Below are 24,179 nucleotides of genomic sequence, written 5' to 3'. Positions count from 1 at the left end.
AGGCACGGCCGTTCGTCGCCGCAAGATCCGGACCGTGTAACGTCCGGACGTGGCCTACGGACTGACGCGCCTGCTGCGCACCGAAGACGACTGGTCGGACCTGCTGTGCTTCCTCGCCGAGCTGGATCCCGGGCCGCTCGGATCGGCCCTGTGCCTGGAGCCGGGCGCGATCACCGTCCGGCGCGAGGTCCGGGTCGCGGCGCACGGGGGCGCTCCGGCGGGTCGGGCGGACCTCGTGGTCCTGCTCGACGGCGCCGTGCGCGCGCTTCTGGAGGTGAAGCTCGGCGCCGGGGTGCACGGCGAACAGTTCGCCGCTTACGACGCCTGGGCGGAGGCCGAGGGCATAGCCGAGGCCGATCGCCACCTGGTCGGCCCCAACCACGACCCCGTCCCCGGTGTGCCGGCCGCCTGGTCCCGCCGTCTCACCCTGGCCGATCTCCTTGCCGCATGGGGACGTTCGTCCGACGACCTCGCCCGGCTCCTCTCCGTCCGGGCGCTCCGGCAGTTCGCCGAGCTGGAGGCCGAGGTGACCGGCCCGGCGAACCGGGCCTCACTCGTCGTCGGCGACGCCCTCCGGCTGCGGCGGCTGGCGAGCCTCGCCGAGGCGGCGGCTCCTGCGGGCACGGTCTTCGCGACCCGGCAGCGCTCGCGGGCGGGGGTCGCGAACATCTGCGCCTGGAGGGAGACCGACGACGGCTACGTCGTCGCCGAAATCCAGCGCCTGGTGCCGATGCGCGGCACGGACAGCCCCTTCGAGATCCGGATCATGGTCGAGACCCCGGAGCAGACCGCGGCGGCCAACGGAGCGCTCGCGGACCGGCAGCAGGCCTGGCTCGCCCGCCACAGCTTCGTCCGGCACGCGGGCCCGGCCCTGCGGGACCTGGTGGCCGACCCGGACGGCGACGGCTTCAAGACCAAGAAGTCGGGCCGCGGGCACCACCGTTACTACGGTTACGAGGGCGGCGGGCACGGAAGCTCGGTGGTCCTGCGGGACACCGTCGACCTGGACGACATGGTGACCGCGTTCACCGCCGCGCTGGAGTACCTGGCCACCTACCGGGCGCAGTAGGAAGTCGGCGGAGCCGACTTCCTGTGCGTGCCCACGCCCGGTGGTCGGTGGGCGCAGGTTGGGAAGTCGGACGGATCGGCCTCCCGCCCTGGTCCGGGGCCGATCGGGAGCTACCGGTCGACCCTCTTGAAGGTGAACACGGTGGCGCCCGCGTCGCCGCCGGGGATGGGGAGGGTCTGGATCTGCCCGTGCTCGCCGGGCTCCGTGACGAGCCACACCGCCCCCTGCGAGGACACCACCCGGTACGTCCCCCCGGCCCGGTCGACGGTGGCGAGTTCCCACTCCTCCGCGTCCGCCTGCTGGATGAGGAGGGCGACCACCGGCCCGGCGGGCGCGCTGTTCTCGACGGCGGTCGGGGCGCCCTTGGCGTACAGCTTGTAGCGGCCGTTGGGCAGCGCTTCGACGACCCAGACGGCTTCCGGGTCGTCCGTCCGGTTGAAGACCGCCTTGGGCGAGAGGTCCCGCGTCTCGTGCAGGGCGCGGCCGACCGGGTCCTCGCCGTTGTGGATCGTGTAGAGACCGGATTCCAGGCTCATCGGGTGTGTCCGCCCTTCTCGCTGAGGCTCTTGTCGTCTTGACGGAGATGTCGGGTGGAGGCCGGCGTCCTCGTCGGCATGACTCCTCGTCGAGGGACCGGCCGTCGGCCCCTCCGGCCCACCCCACCGCGAGTGGGACGGGTCGGGCAAAGGAACGCTCCGGAAGGTCATTCGATCGAGTGAAGCGGTCGGGGAGTGGGAAGTCGGCCGGGCCGACTTCCCGTGCGGCGGTCAGGGGTTGGGGGCTTCGGAGGTCGCGGTCGCCGTGGCGACCGGGGGTTCGGGGTGCAGGCCGTGGTGGTGCTTGAGGACGGGGTAGATCCAGACGACCAGCGCGAGGAGGAGGACGAAGGGGAGGACGGTGTAGGCCGCGGCGGCGGCGGCCGGGCTGTGCGGGGTGGGCGGCTGGGTCCGGTCAGGCAGCGACATCGTCGGTGGGGGAGGAGTCGTCGGATGGGTTCTTGAACTCGGCGGCGGGCAGGTCGAGTTCGGCCCAGACCGTCTTGGCGTTGGGGTCCCGGGGCAGGGTGCCCCAGCGGTCGGCGAGCGCGTCGACGAGGGTGAGCCCGCGCCCCGACTGGGAGTCCGGCGAGCAGGCGGCCGCCGGCAGGACGGGCCGGCGGTCCCCTCGGCAGTCCGACACCTCGATGCGGAGCACGGTGGTGTGCGCCCGGCGCGTGGTGGTGAGCGAGAGGTGCAGCTCGAACCCGCGCCCCGGCGTGCGCCCGTGGGTGGAGGCGTTGGCGGCCAGTTCGGCGACGATGATCAACGCGTGCTGAAACGCCTCCGGCCAAAGGGAGTTGAGCGCCCATTCGGTCAACTGCCGCCTGGCGATCCGCCGCCCGATGGCGGCTCCCTTGGGGGTGGAAGTGAGGAGCGCGGTGTGGGCGCGCGACTCCGGTTCGTCGAGGGGAATTTCGGACTTCATGGGGAAAAGCCTGCCCCCCCCGGGCTTACGCTGACGATGCATCCGGTGGGCACGGTGAGTGCCTGTGTGTGTGCGGAAAGTGTCACGTGACGGCGGTTGGCCGTGACCGGAAAATCGGGAGGTCGTCATGACCGAAGTTAAGGGAACCGGCGGAGACAGCGGCGACGTTGCGCGCCCGCAGCTCGACGAGGACCTGTCCGAGGTGTCGGACTTCCTGCGGGCGATCGGCAAGCAGATCAAGCTGCTGCGCGAGCGGGCGGGCCTGACGCAGAAGGAGTTCGCCAAGCTGGTCGGCTACACCGAGAGCCTGATCGGCGCGGTTGAGCAGGGGAAGCGGACCCCGCAGCGGGAGCTGCTGGAGGCGGCGGAGAGGGTGCTGGACGCTGGCGGGCTGCTGCTCGTCGTCGCGGACGACATCGAGCAGGCGAAGGCCAAGGCCCGTGTGCGGCACCCGGAGTGGTTCCGGGGGTACGCGGGGCTGGAGTCGGTGGCTCAGGAGCTTCACTGCGTCAGCCTGTACGGCGTGCCGGGGCTCCTCCAGACCGAGGACCACGCGCGCGCCGTCTTCTCGATGCGTCAGCCGATCCTCCCTGAAGAGATCATCGAGACGCGAGTCGCGGCCCGCATGGCGCGCCAGGAGATCTTGACGAGGTGGCCCCGCGCGGTGTTCAGCTGGGTGATTGACGAGAGCGTGCTTCGTCGACCGTTGGGCGGCTGGAGCGTGCACGAGGCGCAGCTGCGCCACCTGCTGGAGATCGGGAGTGCCCGAGGCATGGTGATTCAGGTGCTCGCGTTGGACCGTACCGAGCACGCTGGTGTGGATGGCCCGTTCATCCTGATCACCCCGAAGAACCGCCCGCAGATGGCCTATATCGAGGTGCAGACCAGCAGTAGGCTGATCACGGATCAGGAGGAGGTTCGTATCATGAACGCGCGGTACGGCACCCTCAGGGCCCAGGCGTGCACTCCGCAGGAGTCCCTGTCGTTGATCGAGAAGATTCTGGGAGAGCGATGAGCAGCGAACTGGTGTGGTTCAAGAGCAGCTACAGCGGTGCCGAGGGTGGGGAGTGCGTCGAGGTCGCCGAGGCGATGTCCTCCGTGCTGGTGCGTGACTCGAAGGACAAGTCGGGTCCCCACCTCACCTTCTCGCCGGAGGCCTGGGGGGCCTTCGTCGAGTTCGCGCAGTCGGTCTGACGACCAGTCTCCCCGCTCGGAGCACCGCGGCCGTCCACCCACCGGTGGACGGCCGCTTTCTGTGTGGGCGCCGCTCCCTCTCTGTGGGGGTTGTGGCATGGCCTCCCGGCGCGCCGCTCCGTATCCTGAACGCGCGCCACAGCACCCTTACTTGAGGGAGAGCCATGAGCAGCGAACTGGTGTGGTTCAAGAGCAGCTACAGCGGCAACGAGGGCGGAAACTGCGTCGAGGTCGGCTGGCGCAAGAGCAGCCACAGCGGACCCGACGGCGGCGAGTGCGTCGAGGTCGCCGAGACGACGTCCGCCGTCCTCGTCCGCGACTCCAAGGACAAGTCCGGCCCCCACCTCACCTTCTCCCCGGCCGCCTGGCAGTCCTTCCTCGAATTCGCCCAATCCGTCTGACCCCTCCGCATTCACCCCCTGTGGCCGTCCACTCCCGGTGGACGGCCACTTTGCGTGTCGGCGCCGCCCTGAAATCACGGGCCGTAGTCGCTAGGGCGGCCTTTCCTGGGCCGGGTTTGCGCCCCCATCGGTCAGTGTGCGAACGATGCTGCCCGTATCTATGGTGGATGTGACCGCCTCACGGCCCTCGATCGCACCTGCTGTCTCGCGGGCCGGCCGTGCGCGCGCCACCTTGATGTGGCCTCGGATCAACAAGGCCCAGTGGGGCCAACCTCCTGCGCGGCGGAACCGATCGTCGGATGCCCCCAGTGCGGTCACGTGATCATTCAATCGACCAAGGGAGTCCCATGAAGATCCCATACGGCCCGCCGAAGGCTCTTTTCAGCAGCGCGGGCACCTACGGCACGGCGGGCGAGGCGTGGCTGCGCGGCCCCGTGTTCGTCAGCGGGCTCATCAAGTTCCCGCTGAAGGACGAGGACTTCAAGCGCGCCTACGGGAAGATCACGGACGCCGACGAGCACAAGAAGCTCGTGTCGGCCGTCACCGACGCGGGGAAGTTCCTCGACGCCTACGGAGACCCCGTCACGCTGACCAAGAAGCTCGCCGAGGACGGTGACTACCTGCTGAAGAAGGACCCGCCTCCCGAGTTCTACGCACAGGCGGTGTGGGCGGCCCACCGGGCTGGCTCCGCCGCGAGTACCTTCGCCTCCACGGCCCAGAACCTCCTGAAGATGCTCAATGATCAGCCCCAGAAGCACAAGGAGAACGCCGCCGCCGTTCGGCAGGCGTTCACGGGGGCCGGCGGCCTCGCCTCGCTGAGTGCCGAGCAGAAGAAGGACTTCAGTGGCCTGGCGCTCAAGGCCGAGCAGATGGTGATGACCTTCGTGGTCGTCCAGAAGCCGCTCACGGACCACCTGGGGAAGGGCTCCAAGACGTACGCGAGCGCGAAGGAGGCACGCAAGGAGGTCGAGAACCAGGCCGCCGCCTTCGACGGTGCCGCAGAGGCGGCGTGGACGGAGTGGCTGGGCTACCGAGGCGCTCAGCCGGAGCAGACCCTCGACGTGTGTGTCGTGAACTGCGGCGTCCCGGTGGGAGTCGCCAAGCTCGACGGCCCGGCCCCCAAGGATCGGGCGGTCGTGGCGCGCACGACGTACACGTCGCTGCAGGACGCCGTGAACGTGGCCGACGACGAGGTCGGGGACAAGGCGTGCCTGGCGGCGGACCTCGGCGGCTTCGACCACCAGGCGAAGGCGCTGCCCGACGCGCTGGCCGCCCTGCGCCAGCGCGCGGCCGACATGGCCACGGCCTGGGACAAGGTGTCGGCCGCCCTCAGGAGCGCCTCCGCGCTCCCCGACGACGTGCTGGGTGATCCCGCACGACTCGACGACGCGCTCGATCTCACGTCCGGTGCCCAGGACTGGGAGAAGCTCGCGGCCGCTGCCGAGGCTTTCACCCAGAGCGCCCTTGTCGCCCCCACCTTCGCGCCGTGGGGACTTCCCCTCAGCGCCAAGTGAGCCGGCAGTCCTCACCGCCGAGCCCTCCCGCGCTCAGAACGGAGACATCACATGGCCACCGAAACGTTGCTGCCCCCGACGGACGCACTGCTTCTCAAAGCCGACCCCACCAAGAAGCAGGACCCCAAGCAGCCGGACTTCACCTACGCCCTGTTCGGCGAGGAGTGGCTGCACATCCAGGTGTTCGTCACCTCCATCCTGAAGATGAGAATCGCGAACACGAGCAACTACACCAGCATGTACGGCGCGATCGACAAGGACGACGAGCAGGAGATCAAGGACTTCATCGCAGCCGTGACCGAGATTCAGAAGCTGTCGAATCGCTTCGGGGACCCGGTCGCCATCATCGACAAGATCAGCAAGGGCGGAGACTACCTCACAGGCGACACCCCGCCGAGCGAGGTCTACGGGCAGAACATCTGGATGGCCTATCGGATCCGGAATACGGCGAAGACGTTCCACAGCTTCTGTCACGACCTCCCGGACGCCATGGACGACGGCCAGGGAGCGATCAAGCAGAACGCCGAGAACGTAAGGGACCTGCTGGTCGGGCCGAAGAACGGTCTCAAGAAGCTGATCGACCAGCTGATGGCAGACCTCAAGGGCATCATCCAGAATCTCGCGGCGTTCTCCGGAGACTTCCGCACTCAGAACGACAAGCTCACGCTCTATGTCGCCAAGGAGGGGAAGATCTACAAGCACGCGGTAGCCGCCCGGGACAAGTGCAAGCAGGAGGCGAAGGACTTCCAGGAGGAGGCCGATGCCACGTACAAGAGCTGGAAGAAGTACATGATCGCGGCCTGCTGCTCCACGGCGGGCGGGCTCATCGGCGTGCTCACCGCGATCGGCCTGGGCATCTACGCCGCGATCCTCAGGGCGAAGTACAACAAGCTCCTCGTGAAGGTGAAAGCCATGGAGGACGAGGAGTTCAAGAAGGTCAAGCTCCTCACCGACCTCGACGGTCTGCGCACCCAGGTGACTCCTCTCACGGGGTACACCAGCAGCTTCCAGACCCACCTCGACACCATCCTCGGGAAGTGGCAGAACACGAGCAACTCGATCGCCCAGATCGCCAAACTGGACGACGAGGCCCTCGGCAACAAGAACAAGATCGCCACCAATCTCAAACTCAAGCAGGCGGAGGAGGAGTGGAAGAGCGTGGTCGACGCCACGGAGTGGTTCACGGGGAATTCCCTGGTCTCGCCCTCCCAGACGGAGTTCGGCGCCGAACTCGTGGACTAGGAAGACGGCTGCCAGGGTCCCGGGCCGCACCCACCCGGACCGAGGCCCCTGCGGTCCCCGCGGTCCCCGCCGTGTCCCGGTCGTCCACCGGGACACGGCACCGTCCCGGCCCGGCGCGCCGTGAGAGCCGCCCCGATTCCCCCGAAACCCGAGGACATGAGATGCCACCCGACACCACGTACGACTGGAACCTCGACGAGGCGAAGGCGACGGTGACGACCGTCGGCGCCTACCAGAAATTCGCCGAGCAGCTCAAGGACAACCTGCTGAGGAACCTCGCGCACCCCGACATCAGGCGAAACATCGTCTGCACCAACGAAGACGGTCAGGTCTTCGAGGACAACCCGTGGTTCCAGTTCCAGGGGCACCTGTCGGTCCTGCGGGATCTGCTCACCCAGATGACGGACCTGGACGCGGAAAACGCCGGCAGCGCTCAGAAGGTCATCAAGTCCGTGGTGGACGCCGTCCCGGCCGTCACCGCCCAGTACCGGACCGCGGCGGACGCGCTGGCCGACGTGGTCGAGGAGGTGAAGAAGGGGACGCTCACCCAGCCGACCCGTGACCGCCTCACCAAGGCGCTTCTCTCCCTGCACACCCTCCTGCAACCCCCGCAGGAATGGACCGAATGGAAAGAGGACATCGCGGACCGCACCGCGCAGTACCGGGATCTGGCCGACCGCATCGTCAAACTCCAGGAGGTGTTCAAGGCCGACGCGGAGCGGGATGCGAAGGACCACGAGAACCTCGCCAAGAAGCCGGAGGCCGCGTGCGCCCGAGCGGAACTGCTGAGCTACGCCGCCGAGGTCCGCGCCGAGGTCGAAAAGGTCACCGGCCAGCAGTCGGAGGCGGTCGACGACGCCGTGAACCACGCCAGGGACGCCGGCAACTCACTCGCCCGGCTCATCGGTTCGCTCGGCAACTTCGCGGGGGACTACAAGACGGCGGCCGAGGAGATCGCGAACGCGAGCACGGCGGAGATGGGGAGCGTCCTCCAACGGGTCGACTTCGCCTCCTCCCGCACGATCTGGGACGAGTACGCGGAGAAGGTCAAGGAACTGTCCGACCAGCCCGGGCAATGACTACTGAGGGAGTCCCGGGTCCAACGGGCCTGCCATCATGACCTGGACGCCGCCGGGCTCGGACCCACCGTGGTCGTGGGCGACGGCCGGGACGGGTAGGCCGAGCGCGGCCCGTACGACCGGATCATCGCCACCTGCTCCGTGCTGGAGATTCCTCCGGCTTGGCTGGAGCAGGCAGCCCCGGGCGCGGTGATCGTCGCCCCGTTCGGCACCGAGTACGGCGGCGAGCAGATCGTCCGTGACGACGTGCGGGGGCAGGCCGAGCCGGATCTGCGTAGGAAGTCGGCCAGGCCGACTTCCTGCTCCGGTGTTCCTCCGCCCTTTCCTGTAGTGGAAAGCGGATGCCCTTGCCTGCCGGCGGGGCGAGCCTGAAGTATCGACCTCGACAACGGAACGAGGAGGACCAGTGGCTCTGCGCAAACTGTCCGGTGACTCGAACTGCAAGAGCGGCACCTGCCCGACGCTGTGGGGAACGGAGGACGAGACCGCCTTTCTCGTGCAGGGCTACGTGGTCACCGACCCCGAACAGCTCGCCCAGATCGGCCTGCCCGAAGGTGAGACCGTCGTCCGTGTGCCCGTGAACATCCTGGAGGACTACTTCCGTGCTCGACGGAACTGAATTCGGCCGACTCTTCGAGAGCTTCCAGCACACCGCGTTCCGACTGGAGACGCTGGACCTCTACGACGTCGAGGAGGAGCGGGAGGAGTTCGAGGCCTTCCTCGCCGGCGACCCCACGCCGCCCGAGTGGACCGACAACCCGTGGGTCCGGTCCATGACGGACCACGGCAAGACGGTGGCCCGTGTCCACGTCCTCACCTCGCCGCTGAAGTTCATCGGAGCCGCGAAGCTCCCCGCAGAGGCCACCCCCGAGTACCTCCGCTACCGGGAGATCGCCGAGTTCCATGCCGTCCCCTTTGCCGAGTACTGGCAGCAGCCACGGCTGTGACCCTGCCTCGACCCGATTTCGCGTTGTCGCAACAGCAGCCCCTTGCCGCACCATGGTTGGGATCGGGAAGATTGACGCCGTCCGCAAACGAGGGAGCTTCAGTGAAACTGACACTGCTCGACAGCTCGTGCGACCACGGGCCGTGCCCCACTGTCTATTCCACCGACACCGGCGAGCTCGTGGTGCAGGGGTTCAAGGTGGACGATCCCGAGGCGCTGGCCGCCATGAGCCTGCCGGAGACCGAGACGGCGGTTCGCATTCCGATCGACCTGCTGGTGAGGGTTGCCCGTGACCATCTCTCCTGACGCCTTCGGCGCCTTGTTCGACAGCTTCCAGCGGGAGGCCTTCCGCCTCGAAATGCTGGACGACTACAGCGGCTCCGGCAACTTCGACGCCTACCGCGCCTTTCTCGCGGGCGAACCTCAGCCGCAGGACTACAACGCCCCCTGGCTGGAGCAGGTCCGGCGGAACACGTCCGCCGGACGGCGCATGTACCGCGTGCACGTCCTCTCGCGGCCGCTCACTCCGTACCTCCGGTTCGAACTCGGGTGGGGCTACCGGAAGAACGCCACCGCCGGCGAGGAGTTCTTCATCCTGGATGTCACCGACAAGCCGAACCCGCTGGCCGGTACGCCGGACTTCTGGATGTTCGACGAGTCGTCCGTCGTCTCGATGGCGTACGCCGACGGCGGTGTGTTCACCGGGGCCGAGGAGGAGCCCGGCCCTGAGAAGTGGATCGCCCTCAGGGATACGGCTCTGAGCCATGCCGAGCCGTTCGAGTCCTGGTGGGAGCGGCACGGGAGCGCGTGAGAAGCGACATCGGCAGCACGCTGCGGGAACTGCGACAGGCCGCCGGAAAGGAGGCCAAAGCAGTCGCCCGCAGCGCAGCCATGTCTCCCTCCAAACTGAGCAGGATCGAGACGGGCAAGGCCAAGCCGACCACCATCGACGTCGACCGGATCCTCACCGCCATCGGCGTTCCCGACGCCGTGCGGTCCGACCTGGTCGAGATAGCCCGCCGCGAGGCGACTGAGGTCGTGGCCTGGCGCTTCCTCCGGCGAACGGGACTTCACCATCACCAGGACAGCATCCGGGCCGTCGAGGCGGAGACGGCGATCCAGCGTGTCTTCCAGCCGTCCTGCGTCCCCGGGCTCTGTCAGACTCCGGAATACGTGCGGGCCGTCCTGAGCCCCAAGGGGCTCACCCCCGATGTCCTGTCGCGCACGATAGCCGCGCGGCTCGAACGGCAGGCGGTGCTGTTCGATCCCGAGAAGCGCTTTCACTACCTGATCACGGAGTCGGTCCTTCGTTGGCTGATCGTCTCGCCCGTGGAAATGGCACTCCAGATCGACAGGATCGTCACGCTGTCCCGACTTCCGAACGTGCGCATCGGAATCGTCCCACTGTCGGCGCGGATGACCGAGGTCAGCTCGTCATCCTTCATCGTCTATGACAACCGGCTGGTCATCGTGGAGATCCCACACGCCGAGGTCTCCACCACGGACCCCAAGGATCTGGACCTCTACCTGGCGCGGTTCGGGAGATTTGAGCAGCTTTCCCTTGAAGGCGAGCCCATGCGGGAGATGCTCGCCACCATCCGGGACGAGTTCTTGCGGCAACGTGAAACCTCCTGACTTCCCATCGGATTCGGCTCTACCTTGAATCCCGCTCGCCCTGTGCGGTGAGCAGAAGGTGAGGGAGATCCATGTCCACCGCGACATTGCCGGTGCTGGACGAAGTGGGCGGGGCGGAGAGGCTGTTCGCGTTCCGTTTCCTGAGCGGGGTCACGGGGAGCGGGGGCGTCCTGGCCTCCGAGGTCGTGTACGACGAGGAGACGCAGACGTGCAGCTATGCCGGCATGCCGCCCGGCGTCTACATGACCAGCAATCCGCCCAAGACGTACGGGCCGACGCAGCCGTCCGGGCAGATGGACGCGCCGGACGACCCCGGAAGCAGCAACGACTGACATGCCCGACTCCGGCACCGTCCTCGTCGTCACGGGGACGTTCGATCCGACCGCCGATCTGGTGATCGAGGAACTCAACCGGCGTGCGGTGCCGGTCTTCCGGGCGGACACGGCATGGTTCCCGTCGAGGCTCGCCGTGGCGGCGAGCCTCGACGGCGGGTCCGGCTGGCGCGGGGCGCTCGCCACCGACCGGCGTTCTCTCGACCTGGCCGCCGTCCGCTCGGTCTACTACCGCCGCCCCACGCCGAGCGAGTTCCCGCCCGAACTTGTCCCGGAGGCCCGGGCGGTGGCGGCCGCCGAAGCCCGACGGGGCTTCGGCGGCCTGCTGTCGGCGCTCCCGGCCCGCTGGCTGCCGCCGCCGGGCCGGGCCGCAGACGCCGAGTCCAAGCCGCTCCAGCTCCGGGTAGCGGCCGAGTGCGGGCTGCGGGTCCCGCGGACGCTGATCACCAACCGGCCCGGGGCCGCGCGGGAGTTCGCGAACCGGATCCGCGGGCCCGTCGTCTACAAGCCGTTCACGCCGATCCGGGGGACGGTCGGCGGCGAGTCCGCGGCGGTCTACGCGAGCGTCCTCCGGCCGGAGGACGTCGGGCACCCGTCCATCGCCGCCACGGCGCACCTGTTCCAGGAGTGGGTGCCCAAGGCGTACGAGGTCCGGCTCACGGCGGTGGGCGGGCGGCTGTTCGCCGCCGAGATCCACGCGGAGTCGGACGCCGCGAGGACGGACTGGCGCAGCGACTACGACAGCCTCCGCTACCGCGTGTGCGAGCCCCCGGCCGAGGTGTCCGCCGGCGTGCACCGCGTGCTCGCGCGACTCGGCCTGCCCTACGGGGCGTTCGACTTCGTCGTGACGCCGTCCGGGACCTGGGTGTTCCTGGAGGTCAACCCCAACGGGCAGTACGGGTTCGTCGAACAGGCGACGGGGCTGCCCATCACCGCCGCCATCTGTGACTACTTGGAAGAGGACGAGGGATGACCACGGAACTCGACGCGAGGATCCGGCTGGCGCGGGACATCGAGCGGGGGGCCTCCGTGCTGTCCTCGCGGGTGGTCGAGGCTTTCCTGAACGTGCCGAGGCATCCGTTCGTACCGGCCTTCTACCGGCCCGAGGGCACGGTCCACCGGCCCTGGCGGAGCGGTGACGAGGCGTGGATGCGGGCTGTGTACGCGGACGAGGTGCTGGTCACCGAAGTGGACGGGGTGCACGCGGAGGACGCCCCGGGTGCCGGGGTGGGCGGGGTGGCGACGTCGTCGTCCACCGCGCCCGGGCTGATGGCGGAGATGCTGGACGCGCTCGATGTCCGGCCCGGGGACCGGGTGTTGGAGGTCGGTACGGGGAGCGGGTACAACGCCGCGCTGCTCTGCCACCTGGCCGGCGCCGGAAACGTCACCACGGTCGACCGCACCGGGCGCCTGGCGGACGCGGCGCGGGAACGGCTGGGCGCGGCGGGGTTCGGGGCGGCCGTCGTCGTGCGGGCGGACGGCGCGGTCGGCTGCCCGGGCGGCGGGCCGTTCGACCGGATCATCGCGACCTGTTCCGTCCGCCGCCTCCCACCGGCCTGGCTGGACCAGTGCGTGACCGGTGGGCTGATCGTCGCGCCGATCGGCAACGCCCTCGGCGGCGGCGCGGTCGTCTGCCTCACCAAGCTGCCCGACGGCGGTGCGGCGGGCCGGTTCCTGCACCGACCCGCCGCGTTCATGCCCCTGCGGTCGGACGGCGGCGCGGCCGCGGTCCGCGAGGTTCCCGCCACTGGCCGGCGGCGGACGAGCGTCGTCGGCGCCCGCGTGTTGGACGACCACGGCTTCTCCTTCTGGGCGGGCCTGCAGCTGCCCCTGGCCGTCGTCAGGGTCGGCGGCGGCACACTCCACGACCCGGCGGACGGCTCGACCGCCCAGGCCGAGGACCACCCGGGCCGCCCGTCCACCGTGACCACCAGCGGGCCGCGCGACCTCTGGAAGATCGTCGAATCCGCCTACACCACCTGGCGCCGCCACCACCGCCCCCGCCGCGAGTGGTTCACCCTCACCGCCGTCCCGGGCGGCCCCCAACTGGTCACCTACACCACCCCGGGCGGCGGGACGACGTCCTGGACCCTCTGACGTGTGGGGGCCCACCGGCACGGGAACGCGGCAGCCACCGTGCGTCCTTGCCTGCCGCGGCATTCGGAAGCGTCACGTCGTCCCCGAACCGGATGCAGTCGGTCACGGGCCCGGACATCAGGTCGCCCGCCCGGCCCCGCGGTTCGGGGCCGGGCGGGCCGGACCCCGAGGAACCCCGGATGGCCGACCTCTGGAAGCACCTACCGGATGCCTTGCGCATCGGCATCGAAGGGCTGACCGGTGCGGTGACCGCCGCCGTTCCCCCAGCGGGGGGAACGGTGTCCGACTTCGCCGCCACGCTGGAGACGGCCGGCGGGCCGGTGTTCTGCAAGGCCGTGCGCGAGGACAACCCGAAGGCGTGGATGCACCGCCTGGAGTCCGTCGTGAACCCCGTGCTCCCGCCGGGCATCGCTCCCCGCCTGCTCTGGAAGGTCGAGGCCGGCGGGTGGTTCGCCCTGGGGTTCGAGCACGCTCCCGGCAAGCACGCGGACCTTTCCCCGGGGTCCGCCGATCTGCCGTTGGTCGCGCGGACCTTGGAGGAGCTCGCCGGAGCGCTGACCCCGCCGCCGCCGCTGCGTGCCTTCAGCCTGGCCGATCGATGGTCGGGGCAGGACTTCTGGCACGACCTCGGGAGCCGGCACCGGGAGCGGCTCGACCCGTGGACCGTGGCACGGCTGGAGACGCTGGTCCTGGCCGAACGGGCAGCACCCGAGCTGATCGACGGCAGGACCCTGGTCCACACCGACCTGACCGGCCCGAACCTGCTGGTGGACGGCGAGACGGTCCGCGTCGTCGACTGGGCGTTCCCCGCCCCGGGTGCTGCCTGGGCCGATACTGCTTACATGGTCGTCCGGCTGATCGGGGCCGGACACAGTCCCGAGCGCGCGGAGCGCTGGGCCGAGAGCGTGTCCCTGTGGCGCGCCGCGCCCGACCGCTCCGTCACGGCCTTCGGCGCGATCCTGACCGGTCTGTGGACCCTCCGCGCCGCCGAGACACCCGGCCGTTACTGGGACGGGCTGAGTGCCCATGGAATCGCCTGGCTTCGTCACCGGCTCGGGTAGCGGCGCGGGCTGCGGTCCACGACCTCACCTGCGCCACCGTCCCCAGGACGAGCGGCAGCGCGACGGGGACGGCCAACACGCCCTGAGCGGTCGCGGCGACGGGCAGTCGGAGGCGAAGCAGGGCCACACCCGTTCCGGCGAGGAAGGCCACGAAGGCCACCGGCCAAGCGCCGACGAGGCGCGGCGGCACGGGCCTGCGCTCGCCGCGCATCACCTCCCAGCCGCCCCGGAAGAACCACACCACGGCGGCCACCCCCTCGGCCACCACGAGCGGCACCGTCAGCATCAGGTCGAGCGACCACGTCGGCATCCGGGCATCCTCCCAAGGCCGCCCGTGGCCGGTCATGAGTACGCGACCTCATCTGGGGCGCCGATTCCGTCCGGTCCCGAAATCCCTTGGTCCCGACGGGCGGTGCGGGTGATACTCCGGCCATGGACGAGGTCTTCCTGCGCACCGCCGAGCCCGGCGAGGCCGGCGTGCTCACGGCGCTGACGCGGCGGTCGAAGGGGTACTGGGGCTATCCGCGGGCGATGCTGGACCGGATGGCGGAGGTGCTGTCGATCAGCTCCGCCGCCATCCGGGACGGGCACGTCGTCGTCGCGGAGCGGGGCGGTGCGGTGGTGGGGTACTACCGGCTCACGGGCGAACCGCCGCACGGCGAGCTGGCGGACCTGTTCCTCGACCCCGAGGTGATCGGCACCGGCCTGGGGCGGACGCTCTGGGAGCACGCCGTCGCCGCCGCCCGCGGCGCCGGCTTCCGCACCCTGACCCTGGAGTCCGACCCGCACGCCGAGGGCTTCTACCGGCGCATGGGCGCCGTGCGCGTCGCCGAACGCGAGGTCGCCCCGGGCCGCTCGCTCCCGGTGCTGCGGGTCACCCTCGATCGTGGTCTCCGGCCGTCCGGGAACGCCTCGCGGATCAGGGGTGGACGAGCTTGAACCTGACGAACTCCTCGTTGACGACGAAGATCTCCTCCTCGGCCGACAGCCACCGCTTGCGGTCCGCCAGCTTGCTGGTCTCGATCTTCTTCTTCGTCCCCGCCAGCTTGAGGTAGAACTCGTCGCCGCCCAGGTCCTCGACCTGCCAGCGGGTGCGGCAACTGCTCTTCTCCAGCCTGATGTCGGCCCCGTAGAGGCACCAGGTCCGGTACTCGCCCCAGTTGCCGGACGTCGACTCGATGCTGTAGGTGAGGTCGTCGGCGTGCAGGGTGAAGACCACGGCGGTGCCGTTGCCCGGCTGGTTCGTCAGGAGCGCGTAGTCCCAGCCCGCGTAGACCTCGAACGTCGCTCCCCGGCCCGAGTCGGCCTGGACGAGGTAGACGGGGTCATAGACGGTTTCCCGCTTCGAGGGCGCGGGGTGGGCGAGGTTCGCGGGGAGCCGGTGACCGGCGCCGTCCGTGGCGGCCTGCGCGGTCGACGCCGGGGTGGCGCCCGCCAGCAGGGCGAGGCAGCCGGCGGCGGCGACCGCCGTCCGTCGCAGCGATCGGCGTAGCGGTAGTGACTTCCACACGGGAGTGCTCCTCGGCGTTCGGTCCGGCCGGTGTCCGGCTCGGCGGCCATCCTCGCCGTCCGGGTCACGGACTTCCACGGACGGTTCCGGGCGGCCGGGGAGTTCACACGGACGAGGGGGAAGCGGGGCGCGGATTCCCGAAAGCCCGGGCGATCGGGCTCCATGAGGTCGACGGTCGAGGGCAGCCGCGCGTGCGTCCCACCGGGTCCGCTGTGGGGAGTTGACGGATCGTCGCCGGTTGCCGACTCGGGCCCGTCGATCTAGTATCCATTCATTATGAATGACGTACATAACTCTCGGGAGTTGTCCCGCGACAGCGACGGCTCCCTCTACGACCCCGGCGTCCGGGCCTCCATGCGGGCCTTCGCCGCAGGTGACACCACCCTCACCCTGGAAGCGGCCGCGGCCGTCCGCTCGGCCGCGCAGGCGCTCGACCGGCTGCGCTCGCTCGGGGCCGGCGGGCGCGGTCTCAGCGCGGGGGCGCTCGACCTCCTCGCGCGGCTGGGCACCGCCTCGGAGGACGGGCTCAGCATCGGCGAACTGGCCCGCGCGGCCGGCGTCAGCTCGCGCAACGTCACGGGCCTGGTCGACACCCTGGAGCGTGACGACCTGGTCGAGCGGGTGCAGGACCCCCGTGACCGCCGCTCGGTCCGGGCCCGGATCACCCCGGCCGGGCAGGACTGGCTGGAGGCCTTCCGGGAGCCGACGCAGCGCGCCCTGTCCGCCGTCTTCCAGGGCTTCGGCGAGGCCGAGCTCGCCCGACTCCGCCACCTCTGCCTGCGCCTGATCGACAACCAGCGCCGGATCGAGCAGCACCTGAACGCCGGCGCCGGTCCGGATCCGCGGCGCACCCCATGACCACGCGGGCCCGGCGCGGGCCCGCGGGACACGGCGCCCGGCCGTCCCCCGATCGGCGGACGGCCGTGGGGTGTGCGGGTGTCCTCCCCGTCCGGGGCGGGGCGCGCTGGTAGCTGTACCGCCATGTCCCATCACCTCAGCGGACCGAACCTCCGCTCACCGCGCGGCGACGCCCGGCTCGACCTCACCGACCTGTTCGTCTTCCCGTCCGCCGACGCCCCCGGCCGGACCGTCCTCATCATGAACGTGAACCCGTACGCCCCCACCGGCGGTGCGGAGTTCCACCCGGACGCCGTCTACCGGATCAACATCGACAACGACGGCGACAACCGCGCCGACGTCGCCTACTCGTTCACCTTCTCCGACCCCACCGGCGGGGCGCAGAGCGTCACCGTCCGCCGGGCGACCGGCGAGGCGGCGCAGAAGCACGAGGCCTCGGGCGACGTCCTTTTCGCCGACGCGCCGGTGGCCTTCGGCGCCGCGCCGGCCGTCGTCCCGTCCCCCTACGGCGGGTACCGGCTCTCGGTCGGGCTGCGCAGTGACCCCTTCTTCGCCGACCTCGAAGGGATCGTCGACAACTTCACCTGGACCGGCAAGGACGCGATGGCGCAGGCGAACGTCTTCGGCATCGCCCTGGAGGTGCCGGACGCCGACCTCGGCGCGGAGCCGGCGATCGGCGTGTGGGCGCGGGTCAGCCTCCACGTGGACGGGCAGCTCGTCTCCGTCGACCGCGGCGCCCATCCCTCCCTCACCGCGTACTTCAACGCGGAGGAGGTCAAGGACGCGTACAACGCGGGGGAGCCGGCCGACGACTGGGAGAAGTACCGCGAGCCGTGGACGGCCGTCCTCCAGCACACCGGCGACTACACCAACGACGCCGCCACCGAGACGCTGAAGCTCGTCCTGCCCGACATCCTGCGCTACGACCGCTCCCGCCCCGCCGCCTACCCCAACGGCCGCACCCTCACCGACGACGTGACCTCGGCCCGGCTCGCCATGGTCTCCGGCGGCAAGATCCCCACCGACCACATCCCCCCGCACACCGACCTCCTCCCCACCTTCCCCCACCTCGGCCACCCCCACTAGGGTCCGTCCCGGCCCGCGCGGGAGCAGGAAGTCGGCCCCGCCGACTTCCTGCTCCCGGGGTCAGCCCGGCAGGAGGCACTGGGACTGCGGGTCGTAGCAATTGAGGCCCATCGAGGCGGCGACCTGGGCGGCGTACACGGCGGCCTCCTGCGCCATGCTCCAGCGGATGGGGAAGTGGATCAGCGGGCCGCTCGCCTCGTCGATCAGCGGGCCCGTCGACCACGGCGAGGTGTCGTCCACGTCCTCGGTCAGATCGGGCCACCGGGCCAGGAGCGCGGCGACGTACGCGGCGATCCGTTCGGTCGGCGGGACCTCCGGCCCGTCGGCGTCCATGTACTGCTCGTACAACTCGTCGAAGCGCAGGGCCGCGGCGGCGTCGTCCGCGGGGCGCTCGCCCTCCCAGACAGCAAGGTCGAAACTCATGGGGTGCAGCCTGCCATCCGGCACCGACACCCGGGCCCGTCGGGTGCGCCGCGCACGCCACGGGCCCGGGCGGTCAGTGGCGGGGCATCGGGCGGCGTTCGCCGTAGCGGGCGGTGAACTCGTCGTCGGTGAGGGCGGCCAGCTGCTCGCCGGTGACCCGGCCGGCCATCAGGTCGGCGAGGAAGGCGGGCAGGGGGGTGGCGCGCAGGGCGTCGGTCATGGCGCCCGGGACGATGTGGACCTCGGTGTCGACGCGGCCGTCGGGGTGGAGCCGGTAGGTGCGGTAGCCCGGGCCCTCCAGGGCCTGGTTGGGCTGGTCGATGCTCATGAAGGTGGACGGGCAGACGTAGACCGGGCGGCCCTCGAACTCGCCGGAGAGGTCGCCGTGCAGGTGGCCCGCGCCGATGGCCCGGATCTTGGGGAAGTCGCGCACCAGCAGCGCGAGTTCGCTGTCGCCCTGGGCGACCGGGGCGGTCGCGGCCAGCGGCGGCTGGTGGAGCCAGAGGAACACGTGCTCGGCCCGGGTGGCGGTCAGGATCGCGCGGGCGCGCCGCTCCTCGACCGGGGTGAGGCCCGGCTGGGCGGCGGCGTGCACCCGGTCGTCCCGGTCGCGGTAGGTGCCGTCGCCCACGGCTTCGCGCCCGCGGGCGTTGCTGTCGACGAACAGCATCAGCCAGTTGCCGACCTGCACGGCCGGTTCGAGGTGCACGGTGGGGCGGGGCAGGCAGGCCTCCAGCGCGTCCTGCTTGTCGTGGTTGCCGGCCAGGCAGTAGACGGGGGCGGGAACCGCCTCCAGGGCCTCGGCCAGCCGCTCGTACGCCTCGGGCTCGCCGAGGTCCGCCAGGTCGCCGGTGGCGACCACCAGCGCGGCGTCCCCGACCGGGCCCGCCGCGTGGGCGAGCGCGGCCGCGAGGCCTTCGTCGGGCTGGTGGCCGACGAACGAGCGGGCGGCGGAGCCGGTGCGGAAGTGCAGGTCGGAGATCTGGACGATGCCGATGGTGTCGTGCGTCATGGGTGGCCCTCACGCTCGGTGCGGCCCGGCCGCGGGTCCGCGGCCGGGCCCCACCGACATTAGGAAAGTGGCAGAACTGCCATATGGCAGTTGTGTGAATTCCCGCCGACCACTTCCTTGCGGTCAGGCTTGGGCCAGGCTTGGGTCGGGCTCGCGGTCGGGCGGCCCGGCCGGCCGGCTCAGCCCATGGAGGGCGCCGTCTCCCACGGCACTTCGGCGGCGAAGCTCGTGCCGAGCAGCCGTACCAGGTTCCAGTAGTCGTCCTCGCCCGCCTCCAGCCCGTCGACCAGCAGCCGGGCGGGAGGGAACGGCCGGCCGGTCCGCAGCCGCGACAGCTCGACCAGCCGGGCGCGGCCCGCGGCCGCCTCCGCCCCGCCGTCCAGGCAGGCCAGCGCGGTGCGCAGGGCGGGCTGGAAGGTGTCCTCCTCCTCCCACACCGCCTCGATCTCGTCGAGCTCGATCGTCACGAAGCCGCCCGGCGCCCGCTCGACGGCCTGCCGCAGCAGGGCGGCGTGGGCGTCCAGCGCGCCCTCGGCGGCGAAGAGCGCGTTCAGCGCCGGCAGCGCCGCGTCGAGCTGCGCGAGCGCCCGCTCCTTCGCCACCAGCGGCGCGGTGGCCTCCACCGCCCCGTCCTCGTCGTCCTCGTCCTCGTCCTCGACGGTGAACACCCCGGTCACGAGGTCCGCCGGACGGAACAGGGCGAGCCAGAGCAGCGGGACGCCGGAGACGTCGTGCGCGACGACCCCGCCCTGCGGATCGAAGCCCTCCACCTGGCTGGAGGGGTAGAGGGACGCGACGTCCGTGGAACACAGATACGAAGAATTCGCCATGCCCGGAGGCTAGCCGCCCCGACCGACGGCGGTCCTTCAGCTCGGGGCTCCCTCGTGGCAGGAGGCGATGAACCCCAGCAGGCGGTCGTTGACCAGGTCGGGGCGTTCCAGGGTGAGGCCGTGGCCCGCCCGGTCCACGATCTCGGCGTGGACGCCCGGGATCAGCGCGGTGATCCGCCGCAGGGCCTGGCGGGGGCGGAGCAGGGCGCTGCGCCGGCCGACCAGGGCGAGGACGGGCAGGCGGATCGAGCGCAGTTCCTCGTCGGTGAACGGCCGGGCCGGCGGGCGGGTGGCGGGCTTGTAGGCCCGCATGGCGAGCAGCATCGGCGCGATCATCTCGGGCGGGGAGCTGAGCGCGGGGTTGGCGAGCAGCCGGCCGATCGCGGGGCGCAGGCGGCGTGGCGCGAGCATGCCGAGCAGGCCGCCGACCATGTGGAGGTAGAAGCGCGCGGGGACCTTCTCGATGCCGCCCGGGTCCAGCGGGGCGACGGAGGCGAGGCGTTCGGGCGCGTGGATCGCCTGGTTGAGGGCCAGCCAGCCGCCGTAGGAGAGGCCGGCCAGGTGGATGCGGTCGAGGTCGAGCGCGGCGAAGACCTCGCCGAGCCAGGCGGCGTTCTCCCGCGAGCCGGCCGCGACGACGCGCTGCACGCTGCGGCCGGGGTCGTCGAGGGTGTCGATCGCGTAGACCGGGTGGTGCGCGCCCAGGGCGGCGACCTGCGGGTACCAGTTGGACGCGTGCCCGGCGTGGCCGTGCAGCAGGACGATCGGCTCGCCGGCGCGGGGGCCGTAGCGGTGGACGCGGACGGTCCCGTAGGAGGTCTCGACGTCCAGGTCCTCACGCGGCTCCGGCCACAGCTCCATCGCGCGGTCGTATGCCGCCATGAACGTGGTGCGGGCCTCGTCGCTGACGAAGTGGCCGACGGCGGTTCTGGTCATGGTCCCTCCCGGAGTGCGGACGCGTAGCAGCAGCACTTGATGGTATGTTTGTACCATAAAAGAATCCGAGAGGAACCGGAACCCGATGCCCAAGCTGGTGGACCACGAGGAACGACGCGCCCACATCATCGACGCGCTGCTGCGCGCGGCGGCGAGCGACGGCCTGCACGCCGTCACCATGCGGTCGGTGGCGATCGGGGCGGGCGTCTCGGTGCGGCTCGTGCAGTACTACTTCGACACCAAGGAGCAGCTGCTGCTCGCGGCGATGGAGCGGCTGGCCGTGCGCATGGGCGAGCGGGTGCGCCGGCGCGTCGGCGAGCGCGTCGGCGCGGCCGGCTCCTCGACGGCGCCGCGCCCGCGCGACGTCGTCGAGGCGGTCCTGCTCGAAGCCGTGCCGACGGACGAGGAGAGCCGCACCTTCCACCTCGTCTACACCGAGTACGCGGTGCTCTCCGTCACCGACCCGGCGCTCGCCGGGCAGCGGTTCCTCGCGGCGCCCGACGAGATGGAGGCCTTCCTGGTCGCCCAGCTGACCGCCGCCCGGGAGGCCGGCGACACCGACCCGCGGATGGACGCCCGCCAGGAGGCCGTCGTCCTGCTGGCCGCCTCCGCCGGCCTCGGCCTGAGCGTCCTGCTGGGCCAGCGCACGGCGGACGACGCGACGGCCGCCGTGCGCTACCACCTCGGCCGGCTCTTCCACCCGGCGCGGTGACCCGCCGGGGCCGGGCCGATCCGCCGGGGCGGGCGCCGCGGATCCCCGGCTGGAGGTCAGGCGCCCGCGAGGGGCTTGGCCATCACGATCTCGCGGCCGGCGCCGTCGGGGAGGAGGTCGCCGGGCTCGCCGGTGTCGGTGAAGCCGGTGCGCTCGTAGAGGGCGCGGGCGTGCGGGTTGTGCGGCATCACGGCGAGGCGCAGGGTGGCGAGGCCCCGCCGGGCCGCCCACCGCTCGATCTCGGCGATCAGGAGCGCGCCCACGCCCCGGCCGCGCGCCCGGGGGCCGACCCACATGGAGATCAGCTCGGCGGAGCCGTCGCCGGGCACACCGGTGGCCATCGCGGCGGGCTCGCCGTCCACGAGGGCGACGAGGTCGAGGGCGCCGGGGATCTCCAGCCGTGAGCGCCAGCGCTCCTCCCGGTCGCCCTCGCCCTGCCAGGCGGCGAGCGTGGAACCGAAGGCGTACGGCGCTTCGGCCAGGGCGGCCAGGCGCAGTTCGCGCCAGAGCGGCCAGTCGTCGGAGGTCAGTTCCCGCAGTTCGATCATGCCGAGACGATGCACCGCCGGGTCCCGCCATGACAAACGGATTATCCCGCGAGCGGGGGGTTGAGACGGGCGAAGGCCTCCTGGCGGCGGTACGGGAAGTAGGGGTACGGCGCGGTGCGCAGGCTCGCGGCGTCCAGGCGCGCGACCTGCTCCGCCGTCAGCTCCCAGCCCACGGCGCCGAGGTTCTGGCGCAGCTGCTCCTCGTTGCGCGCGCCGATGATCACCGAGGAGACGGTGGGGCGGCGCAGCAGCCAGTTGATCGCCACCTGGGGGACGGTGCGGCCGGTCTCCCCGGCGACCGCGTCCAGCGCGTCCACCACGTCGTACAGCAGCTCGTCGTCCACCGGCGGGCCGAAGGAGGCGGTGTCGTGCAGGCGGCTGCCGGCCGGGACCGGGCCGCCGCGGCGGATCCGCCCGGTGAGGCGGCCCCAGCCGAGCGGGCTCCAGACCAGGGCGCCGACGCCCTGGTCCCGGGCGAGCGGCATCAGCTCCCACTCGTAGTCGCGGCCGAGGAGGGAGTAGTAGACCTGGTGGGCGACGTAGCGGGGGCGGGCGTCGCGGTCGGCGGCGGCGAGGGACTTCATCAGCTGCCAGCCGGAGAAGTTGGAGACGCCGGTGTAGCGCACCTTCCCGGCGCGGACCAGGCCGTCGAGGGTGGCGAGCACCTCCTCGACGGGGGTGGCGGCATCGAAGGCGTGCAGCTGGAGGATGTCGATGTGGTCGGTGTCGAGGCGGCGCAGGGCGGCGTCGACCGAGGTGATCAGGCGGGCGCGGGAGGTGCCGGCGTCGGCTGGGCCGTCGCCGGTGGGCAGGCCGACCTTGGTGGAGATCAGCACCTGGTCCCGGCGGCCCTTGACGGCCTGCCCGAGGACCTCCTCGGACGCGCCGTCGGAGTAGACGTCGGCGGTGTCGAACAGGGTGACGCCGGCGTCGATCGCGATGTCGAGCAGGCGGCGGGCTTCCTCGGGGCCCGTGGTGCCCCAGGCGCCGAAGAGCGGGCCCCGGCCGCCGAAGGTGCCGGTGCCGAGGGAGAGGGCGGGGACGGTGAGGCCGGACGCGCCGAGGCGGCGGTGTTCCATGGGAGGTTCCCTTCGCTAACGGGACTGTTGTGCCGTTAAGATGAGTTCGACCCTAGCACTGTCGGCGACGCTAATGGAACAGGAATCCCGTTAATGACTTCACCGGAATCGGGCATGCGGCGGCCGGGCGGCCGGACGGCGCGGGTGCGCGCCGCCGTACTGAAGGCCGCCGAGGACGCCCTGGTCGAGGTCGGGTTCGCCGGGCTCGACCTCGGCGACGTCGCCCGGCGCGCGGAGGTCGGCCGCACCACCGTCTACCGGCGCTGGGGCTCGGTGAGCGCGCTGCTCGCCGACCTGCTCACCGACATGGCGGAGCAGTCCCTCCCGCGCACCCGCACCGGCTCCCTGCACGAGGACCTGCGGGCCGTCGCCCGGCTCATCCGGCGCACCCTCGCCGATCCGCGGCAGGGCGCCCTGTTCCGCGCCGTGCTGGTCGCCGCCACCTGCGACGCGGCGGCCGCCGAGGCCCTGCACCGCTTCTACCGCGTGCGTGTCGCCGAGTGGGCCCCGTGTGTGGCGGAGGCGGTCGAGCGCGGCGAACTCCCGCCCGGCACGGACCCCGAGGAGGTCATCCGCGCCGTCTCCGCGCCCCTCTACTACCGCATGCTCACCACCCCCGACCCGCTCGACGAAGCGACGGCCGACCGCGCCGCCGCGGCGGCGGAGGCGGCGGCGAAGACGGGTGCCTTCGGGTGATGTTCGCGCGGTTTCGGCGTGGCTCCCGGGCGGTGGGGGCGGCACCTCGGTAGATCTTTCCGCGGCCGGGGGCCCGTGGCGGGTCGTCCGCCTGGACCGGCCGTCAATTCCCCTGTGGATAAAAGGATTTGATCACCATGAAGCTGGCTGGACGGATCACTGCTGTCGCCGGCGGCCTCGGCCTCGCCCTGGGCACCGGCGTCGCACTCGCCCCCACGGCGAGCGCGACCGCCCAGGGCTGCTACTACCACGTCCTGGAGGACACGCCCAACGCGGGCAAGGAGATCGTGCAGGACGCCTGCACGATCGGCGCCGGTGGCGGCGAGGAGAACTTCCACACCTGTTACCACCTCCTGCGCGGCGACTACGTCCCCGCCGTCACCGCGGCCGACTCCTGCCGCCGCGCCCCGAAGTAGCGGCCCGCCGAAACCCACCGCGGCGCGGGAGGTCGGCCC

32 protein-coding genes and 1 pseudogene are annotated in these 24,179 nt (G+C 71.3%); 23 read left to right on the top strand and 10 right to left on the bottom strand.

Annotated elements, in window-relative coordinates:
- The first annotated feature begins 49 nt into the window (after positions 1-49).
- Positions 50-1,069: a hypothetical protein gene (locus tag ABT238_RS14040; protein ID WP_350757504.1), complete on the top strand. Its 1,020-nt coding sequence runs from the start codon at positions 50-52 to the stop codon at positions 1,067-1,069.
- A 110-nt stretch (positions 1,070-1,179) separates the two neighbouring features.
- Here the strand turns inward: ABT238_RS14040 and ABT238_RS14035 are convergent, their stop codons facing one another.
- From ABT238_RS14035 to ABT238_RS14025, 3 genes are all read right to left on the bottom strand, one after another.
- A complete protein-coding gene (locus tag ABT238_RS14035) occupies positions 1,180-1,605 on the bottom strand; it encodes an I66 family serine proteinase inhibitor (protein ID WP_350757501.1) in 426 nt (141 codons plus the stop codon).
- Positions 1,606-1,836: 231 nt separating this feature from the next.
- Complete coding sequence (locus ABT238_RS14030; RefSeq protein WP_350572369.1) at positions 1,837-2,034, bottom strand: hypothetical protein; 198 nt, start codon at positions 2,032-2,034, stop codon at positions 1,837-1,839.
- On the bottom strand, positions 2,021-2,533 hold the full coding sequence (locus ABT238_RS14025; RefSeq protein WP_350572368.1) for an ATP-binding protein: 513 nt from the start codon (positions 2,531-2,533) through the stop codon (positions 2,021-2,023). The genes ABT238_RS14030 and ABT238_RS14025 overlap by 14 nt, the downstream gene beginning before the upstream one ends.
- Positions 2,534-2,660: 127 nt before the next feature.
- Here ABT238_RS14025 and ABT238_RS14020 point away from each other — a divergent pair, with 127 nt between their 5' ends.
- From ABT238_RS14020 to ABT238_RS13940, 17 genes and pseudogenes are all read left to right on the top strand, one after another.
- Complete coding sequence (locus ABT238_RS14020; RefSeq protein WP_350572367.1) at positions 2,661-3,548, top strand: helix-turn-helix domain-containing protein; 888 nt, start codon at positions 2,661-2,663, stop codon at positions 3,546-3,548.
- Entirely contained in the window at positions 3,545-3,727 is a 183-nt protein-coding gene (locus ABT238_RS14015; protein WP_350572366.1) for a DUF397 domain-containing protein, read from the top strand. Before ABT238_RS14020 ends, ABT238_RS14015 begins: the two co-directional genes overlap by 4 nt.
- Before the next feature lie 164 nt (positions 3,728-3,891).
- On the top strand, positions 3,892-4,128 hold the full coding sequence (locus tag ABT238_RS14010) for a DUF397 domain-containing protein (protein ID WP_350572365.1): 237 nt from the start codon (positions 3,892-3,894) through the stop codon (positions 4,126-4,128).
- 347 nt (positions 4,129-4,475) lie between these two features.
- Positions 4,476-5,642: a hypothetical protein gene (locus ABT238_RS14005; protein WP_350572364.1), complete on the top strand. Its 1,167-nt coding sequence runs from the start codon at positions 4,476-4,478 to the stop codon at positions 5,640-5,642.
- A gap of 51 nt (positions 5,643-5,693) precedes the next feature.
- On the top strand, positions 5,694-6,884 hold the full coding sequence (locus ABT238_RS14000; protein WP_350757498.1) for a hypothetical protein: 1,191 nt from the start codon (positions 5,694-5,696) through the stop codon (positions 6,882-6,884).
- 161 nt (positions 6,885-7,045) lie between these two features.
- Positions 7,046-7,963, top strand: a complete 918-nt coding sequence (locus tag ABT238_RS13995) for a hypothetical protein (RefSeq protein WP_350572362.1) — start codon at positions 7,046-7,048, stop codon at positions 7,961-7,963.
- A 114-nt stretch (positions 7,964-8,077) separates the two neighbouring features.
- A pseudogene (locus ABT238_RS13990) lies at positions 8,078-8,335 on the top strand (hypothetical protein); the annotation flags it as partial.
- A 34-nt stretch (positions 8,336-8,369) separates the two neighbouring features.
- A complete protein-coding gene (locus ABT238_RS13985; RefSeq protein WP_350572361.1) occupies positions 8,370-8,582 on the top strand; it encodes a hypothetical protein in 213 nt (70 codons plus the stop codon).
- The gene (locus ABT238_RS13980) at positions 8,566-8,910 is read left to right on the top strand and encodes a DUF6879 family protein (RefSeq protein ID WP_350572360.1); all 345 of its coding nucleotides are present in this window, start codon (positions 8,566-8,568) and stop codon (positions 8,908-8,910) included. Before ABT238_RS13985 ends, ABT238_RS13980 begins: the two co-directional genes overlap by 17 nt.
- Before the next feature lie 101 nt (positions 8,911-9,011).
- Complete coding sequence (locus ABT238_RS13975) at positions 9,012-9,215, top strand: hypothetical protein (RefSeq protein WP_350572359.1); 204 nt, start codon at positions 9,012-9,014, stop codon at positions 9,213-9,215.
- Positions 9,199-9,720 (top strand): DUF6879 family protein, encoded by a 522-nt coding sequence (locus ABT238_RS13970; protein WP_350572358.1) that lies wholly within the window; start codon positions 9,199-9,201, stop codon positions 9,718-9,720. The genes ABT238_RS13975 and ABT238_RS13970 overlap by 17 nt, the downstream gene beginning before the upstream one ends.
- Positions 9,717-10,544 (top strand): helix-turn-helix domain-containing protein, encoded by an 828-nt coding sequence (locus ABT238_RS13965; protein WP_350757495.1) that lies wholly within the window; start codon positions 9,717-9,719, stop codon positions 10,542-10,544. The genes ABT238_RS13970 and ABT238_RS13965 overlap by 4 nt, the downstream gene beginning before the upstream one ends.
- A 71-nt stretch (positions 10,545-10,615) precedes the next feature.
- A complete protein-coding gene (locus tag ABT238_RS13960) occupies positions 10,616-10,876 on the top strand; it encodes a hypothetical protein (protein ID WP_350572356.1) in 261 nt (86 codons plus the stop codon).
- A 1-nt stretch (position 10,877) separates the two neighbouring features.
- Positions 10,878-11,849 (top strand): ATP-grasp ribosomal peptide maturase, encoded by a 972-nt coding sequence (tgmB, locus tag ABT238_RS13955; RefSeq protein WP_350757492.1) that lies wholly within the window; start codon positions 10,878-10,880, stop codon positions 11,847-11,849.
- Positions 11,846-12,973: a methyltransferase domain-containing protein gene (locus ABT238_RS13950; RefSeq protein WP_350757488.1), complete on the top strand. Its 1,128-nt coding sequence runs from the start codon at positions 11,846-11,848 to the stop codon at positions 12,971-12,973. Before tgmB ends, ABT238_RS13950 begins: the two co-directional genes overlap by 4 nt.
- 179 nt (positions 12,974-13,152) lie before the next feature.
- Positions 13,153-14,034 (top strand): phosphotransferase family protein, encoded by an 882-nt coding sequence (locus tag ABT238_RS13945; protein WP_350569884.1) that lies wholly within the window; start codon positions 13,153-13,155, stop codon positions 14,032-14,034.
- A 432-nt stretch (positions 14,035-14,466) separates the two neighbouring features.
- On the top strand, positions 14,467-14,973 hold the full coding sequence (locus tag ABT238_RS13940) for a GNAT family N-acetyltransferase (RefSeq protein ID WP_350569883.1): 507 nt from the start codon (positions 14,467-14,469) through the stop codon (positions 14,971-14,973).
- Here the strand turns inward: ABT238_RS13940 and ABT238_RS13935 are convergent.
- Complete coding sequence (locus tag ABT238_RS13935) at positions 14,954-15,544, bottom strand: hypothetical protein (protein WP_350569882.1); 591 nt, start codon at positions 15,542-15,544, stop codon at positions 14,954-14,956. The genes ABT238_RS13940 and ABT238_RS13935 overlap by 20 nt on opposite strands.
- Before the next feature lie 303 nt (positions 15,545-15,847).
- Here ABT238_RS13935 and ABT238_RS13930 point away from each other — a divergent pair, with 303 nt between their 5' ends.
- Both ABT238_RS13930 and ABT238_RS13925 read left to right on the top strand, forming a co-directional pair.
- Positions 15,848-16,402 carry a MarR family winged helix-turn-helix transcriptional regulator gene (locus ABT238_RS13930; protein ID WP_350757485.1) on the top strand — a complete coding sequence of 185 codons (555 nt, stop codon included), beginning with the start codon at positions 15,848-15,850 and terminating at the stop codon, positions 16,400-16,402.
- Between the two features lie 123 nt (positions 16,403-16,525).
- The gene (locus ABT238_RS13925) at positions 16,526-17,488 is read left to right on the top strand and encodes a DUF4331 family protein (RefSeq protein ID WP_350569878.1); all 963 of its coding nucleotides are present in this window, start codon (positions 16,526-16,528) and stop codon (positions 17,486-17,488) included.
- Between the two features lie 60 nt (positions 17,489-17,548).
- On the opposite strand, the gene ABT238_RS13920 is transcribed toward ABT238_RS13925, so the two are convergent.
- The 4 genes from ABT238_RS13920 to ABT238_RS13905 all read right to left on the bottom strand — a co-directional run bounded on the left by ABT238_RS13920 (position 17,549) and on the right by ABT238_RS13905 (position 20,689).
- Complete coding sequence (locus ABT238_RS13920) at positions 17,549-17,911, bottom strand: hypothetical protein (protein WP_350569877.1); 363 nt, start codon at positions 17,909-17,911, stop codon at positions 17,549-17,551.
- A 73-nt stretch (positions 17,912-17,984) separates the two neighbouring features.
- Positions 17,985-18,923 (bottom strand): metallophosphoesterase, encoded by a 939-nt coding sequence (locus ABT238_RS13915; protein ID WP_350569876.1) that lies wholly within the window; start codon positions 18,921-18,923, stop codon positions 17,985-17,987.
- Between the two features lie 179 nt (positions 18,924-19,102).
- Complete coding sequence (locus tag ABT238_RS13910; protein ID WP_350569875.1) at positions 19,103-19,753, bottom strand: hypothetical protein; 651 nt, start codon at positions 19,751-19,753, stop codon at positions 19,103-19,105.
- A 36-nt stretch (positions 19,754-19,789) separates the two neighbouring features.
- Positions 19,790-20,689, bottom strand: coding sequence for an alpha/beta fold hydrolase (locus ABT238_RS13905; RefSeq protein WP_350569873.1), 900 nt, complete (start codon positions 20,687-20,689; stop codon positions 19,790-19,792).
- 85 nt (positions 20,690-20,774) lie between these two features.
- Here ABT238_RS13905 and ABT238_RS13900 point away from each other — a divergent pair, with 85 nt between their 5' ends.
- On the top strand, positions 20,775-21,401 hold the full coding sequence (locus ABT238_RS13900) for a TetR/AcrR family transcriptional regulator (protein ID WP_350569872.1): 627 nt from the start codon (positions 20,775-20,777) through the stop codon (positions 21,399-21,401).
- Between the two features lie 56 nt (positions 21,402-21,457).
- On the opposite strand, the gene ABT238_RS13895 is transcribed toward ABT238_RS13900, so the two are convergent.
- Positions 21,458-21,949 carry a GNAT family N-acetyltransferase gene (locus ABT238_RS13895; protein WP_350757482.1) on the bottom strand — a complete coding sequence of 164 codons (492 nt, stop codon included), beginning with the start codon at positions 21,947-21,949 and terminating at the stop codon, positions 21,458-21,460.
- A 41-nt stretch (positions 21,950-21,990) separates the two neighbouring features.
- Entirely contained in the window at positions 21,991-23,028 is a 1,038-nt protein-coding gene (locus ABT238_RS13890; RefSeq protein ID WP_350757479.1) for an aldo/keto reductase, read from the bottom strand.
- A gap of 93 nt (positions 23,029-23,121) precedes the next feature.
- Here ABT238_RS13890 and ABT238_RS13885 point away from each other — a divergent pair, with 93 nt between their 5' ends.
- Entirely contained in the window at positions 23,122-23,724 is a 603-nt protein-coding gene (locus ABT238_RS13885; RefSeq protein WP_350757476.1) for a TetR/AcrR family transcriptional regulator, read from the top strand.
- A gap of 137 nt (positions 23,725-23,861) precedes the next feature.
- Complete coding sequence (locus ABT238_RS13880; RefSeq protein WP_350569865.1) at positions 23,862-24,140, top strand: hypothetical protein; 279 nt, start codon at positions 23,862-23,864, stop codon at positions 24,138-24,140.
- Positions 24,141-24,179: the final 39 nt, after the last annotated feature.

Origin of the sequence: Kitasatospora sp. NPDC001527 (genome assembly GCF_040298605.1) — a bacterium.
In the GTDB taxonomy this organism is placed as follows: Bacteria; Actinomycetota; Actinomycetes; order Streptomycetales; family Streptomycetaceae; genus Kitasatospora.
The sequence above is the reverse complement of the archived record's forward strand: the minus strand, read 5'-3'. Positions and strand labels throughout refer to the sequence as shown.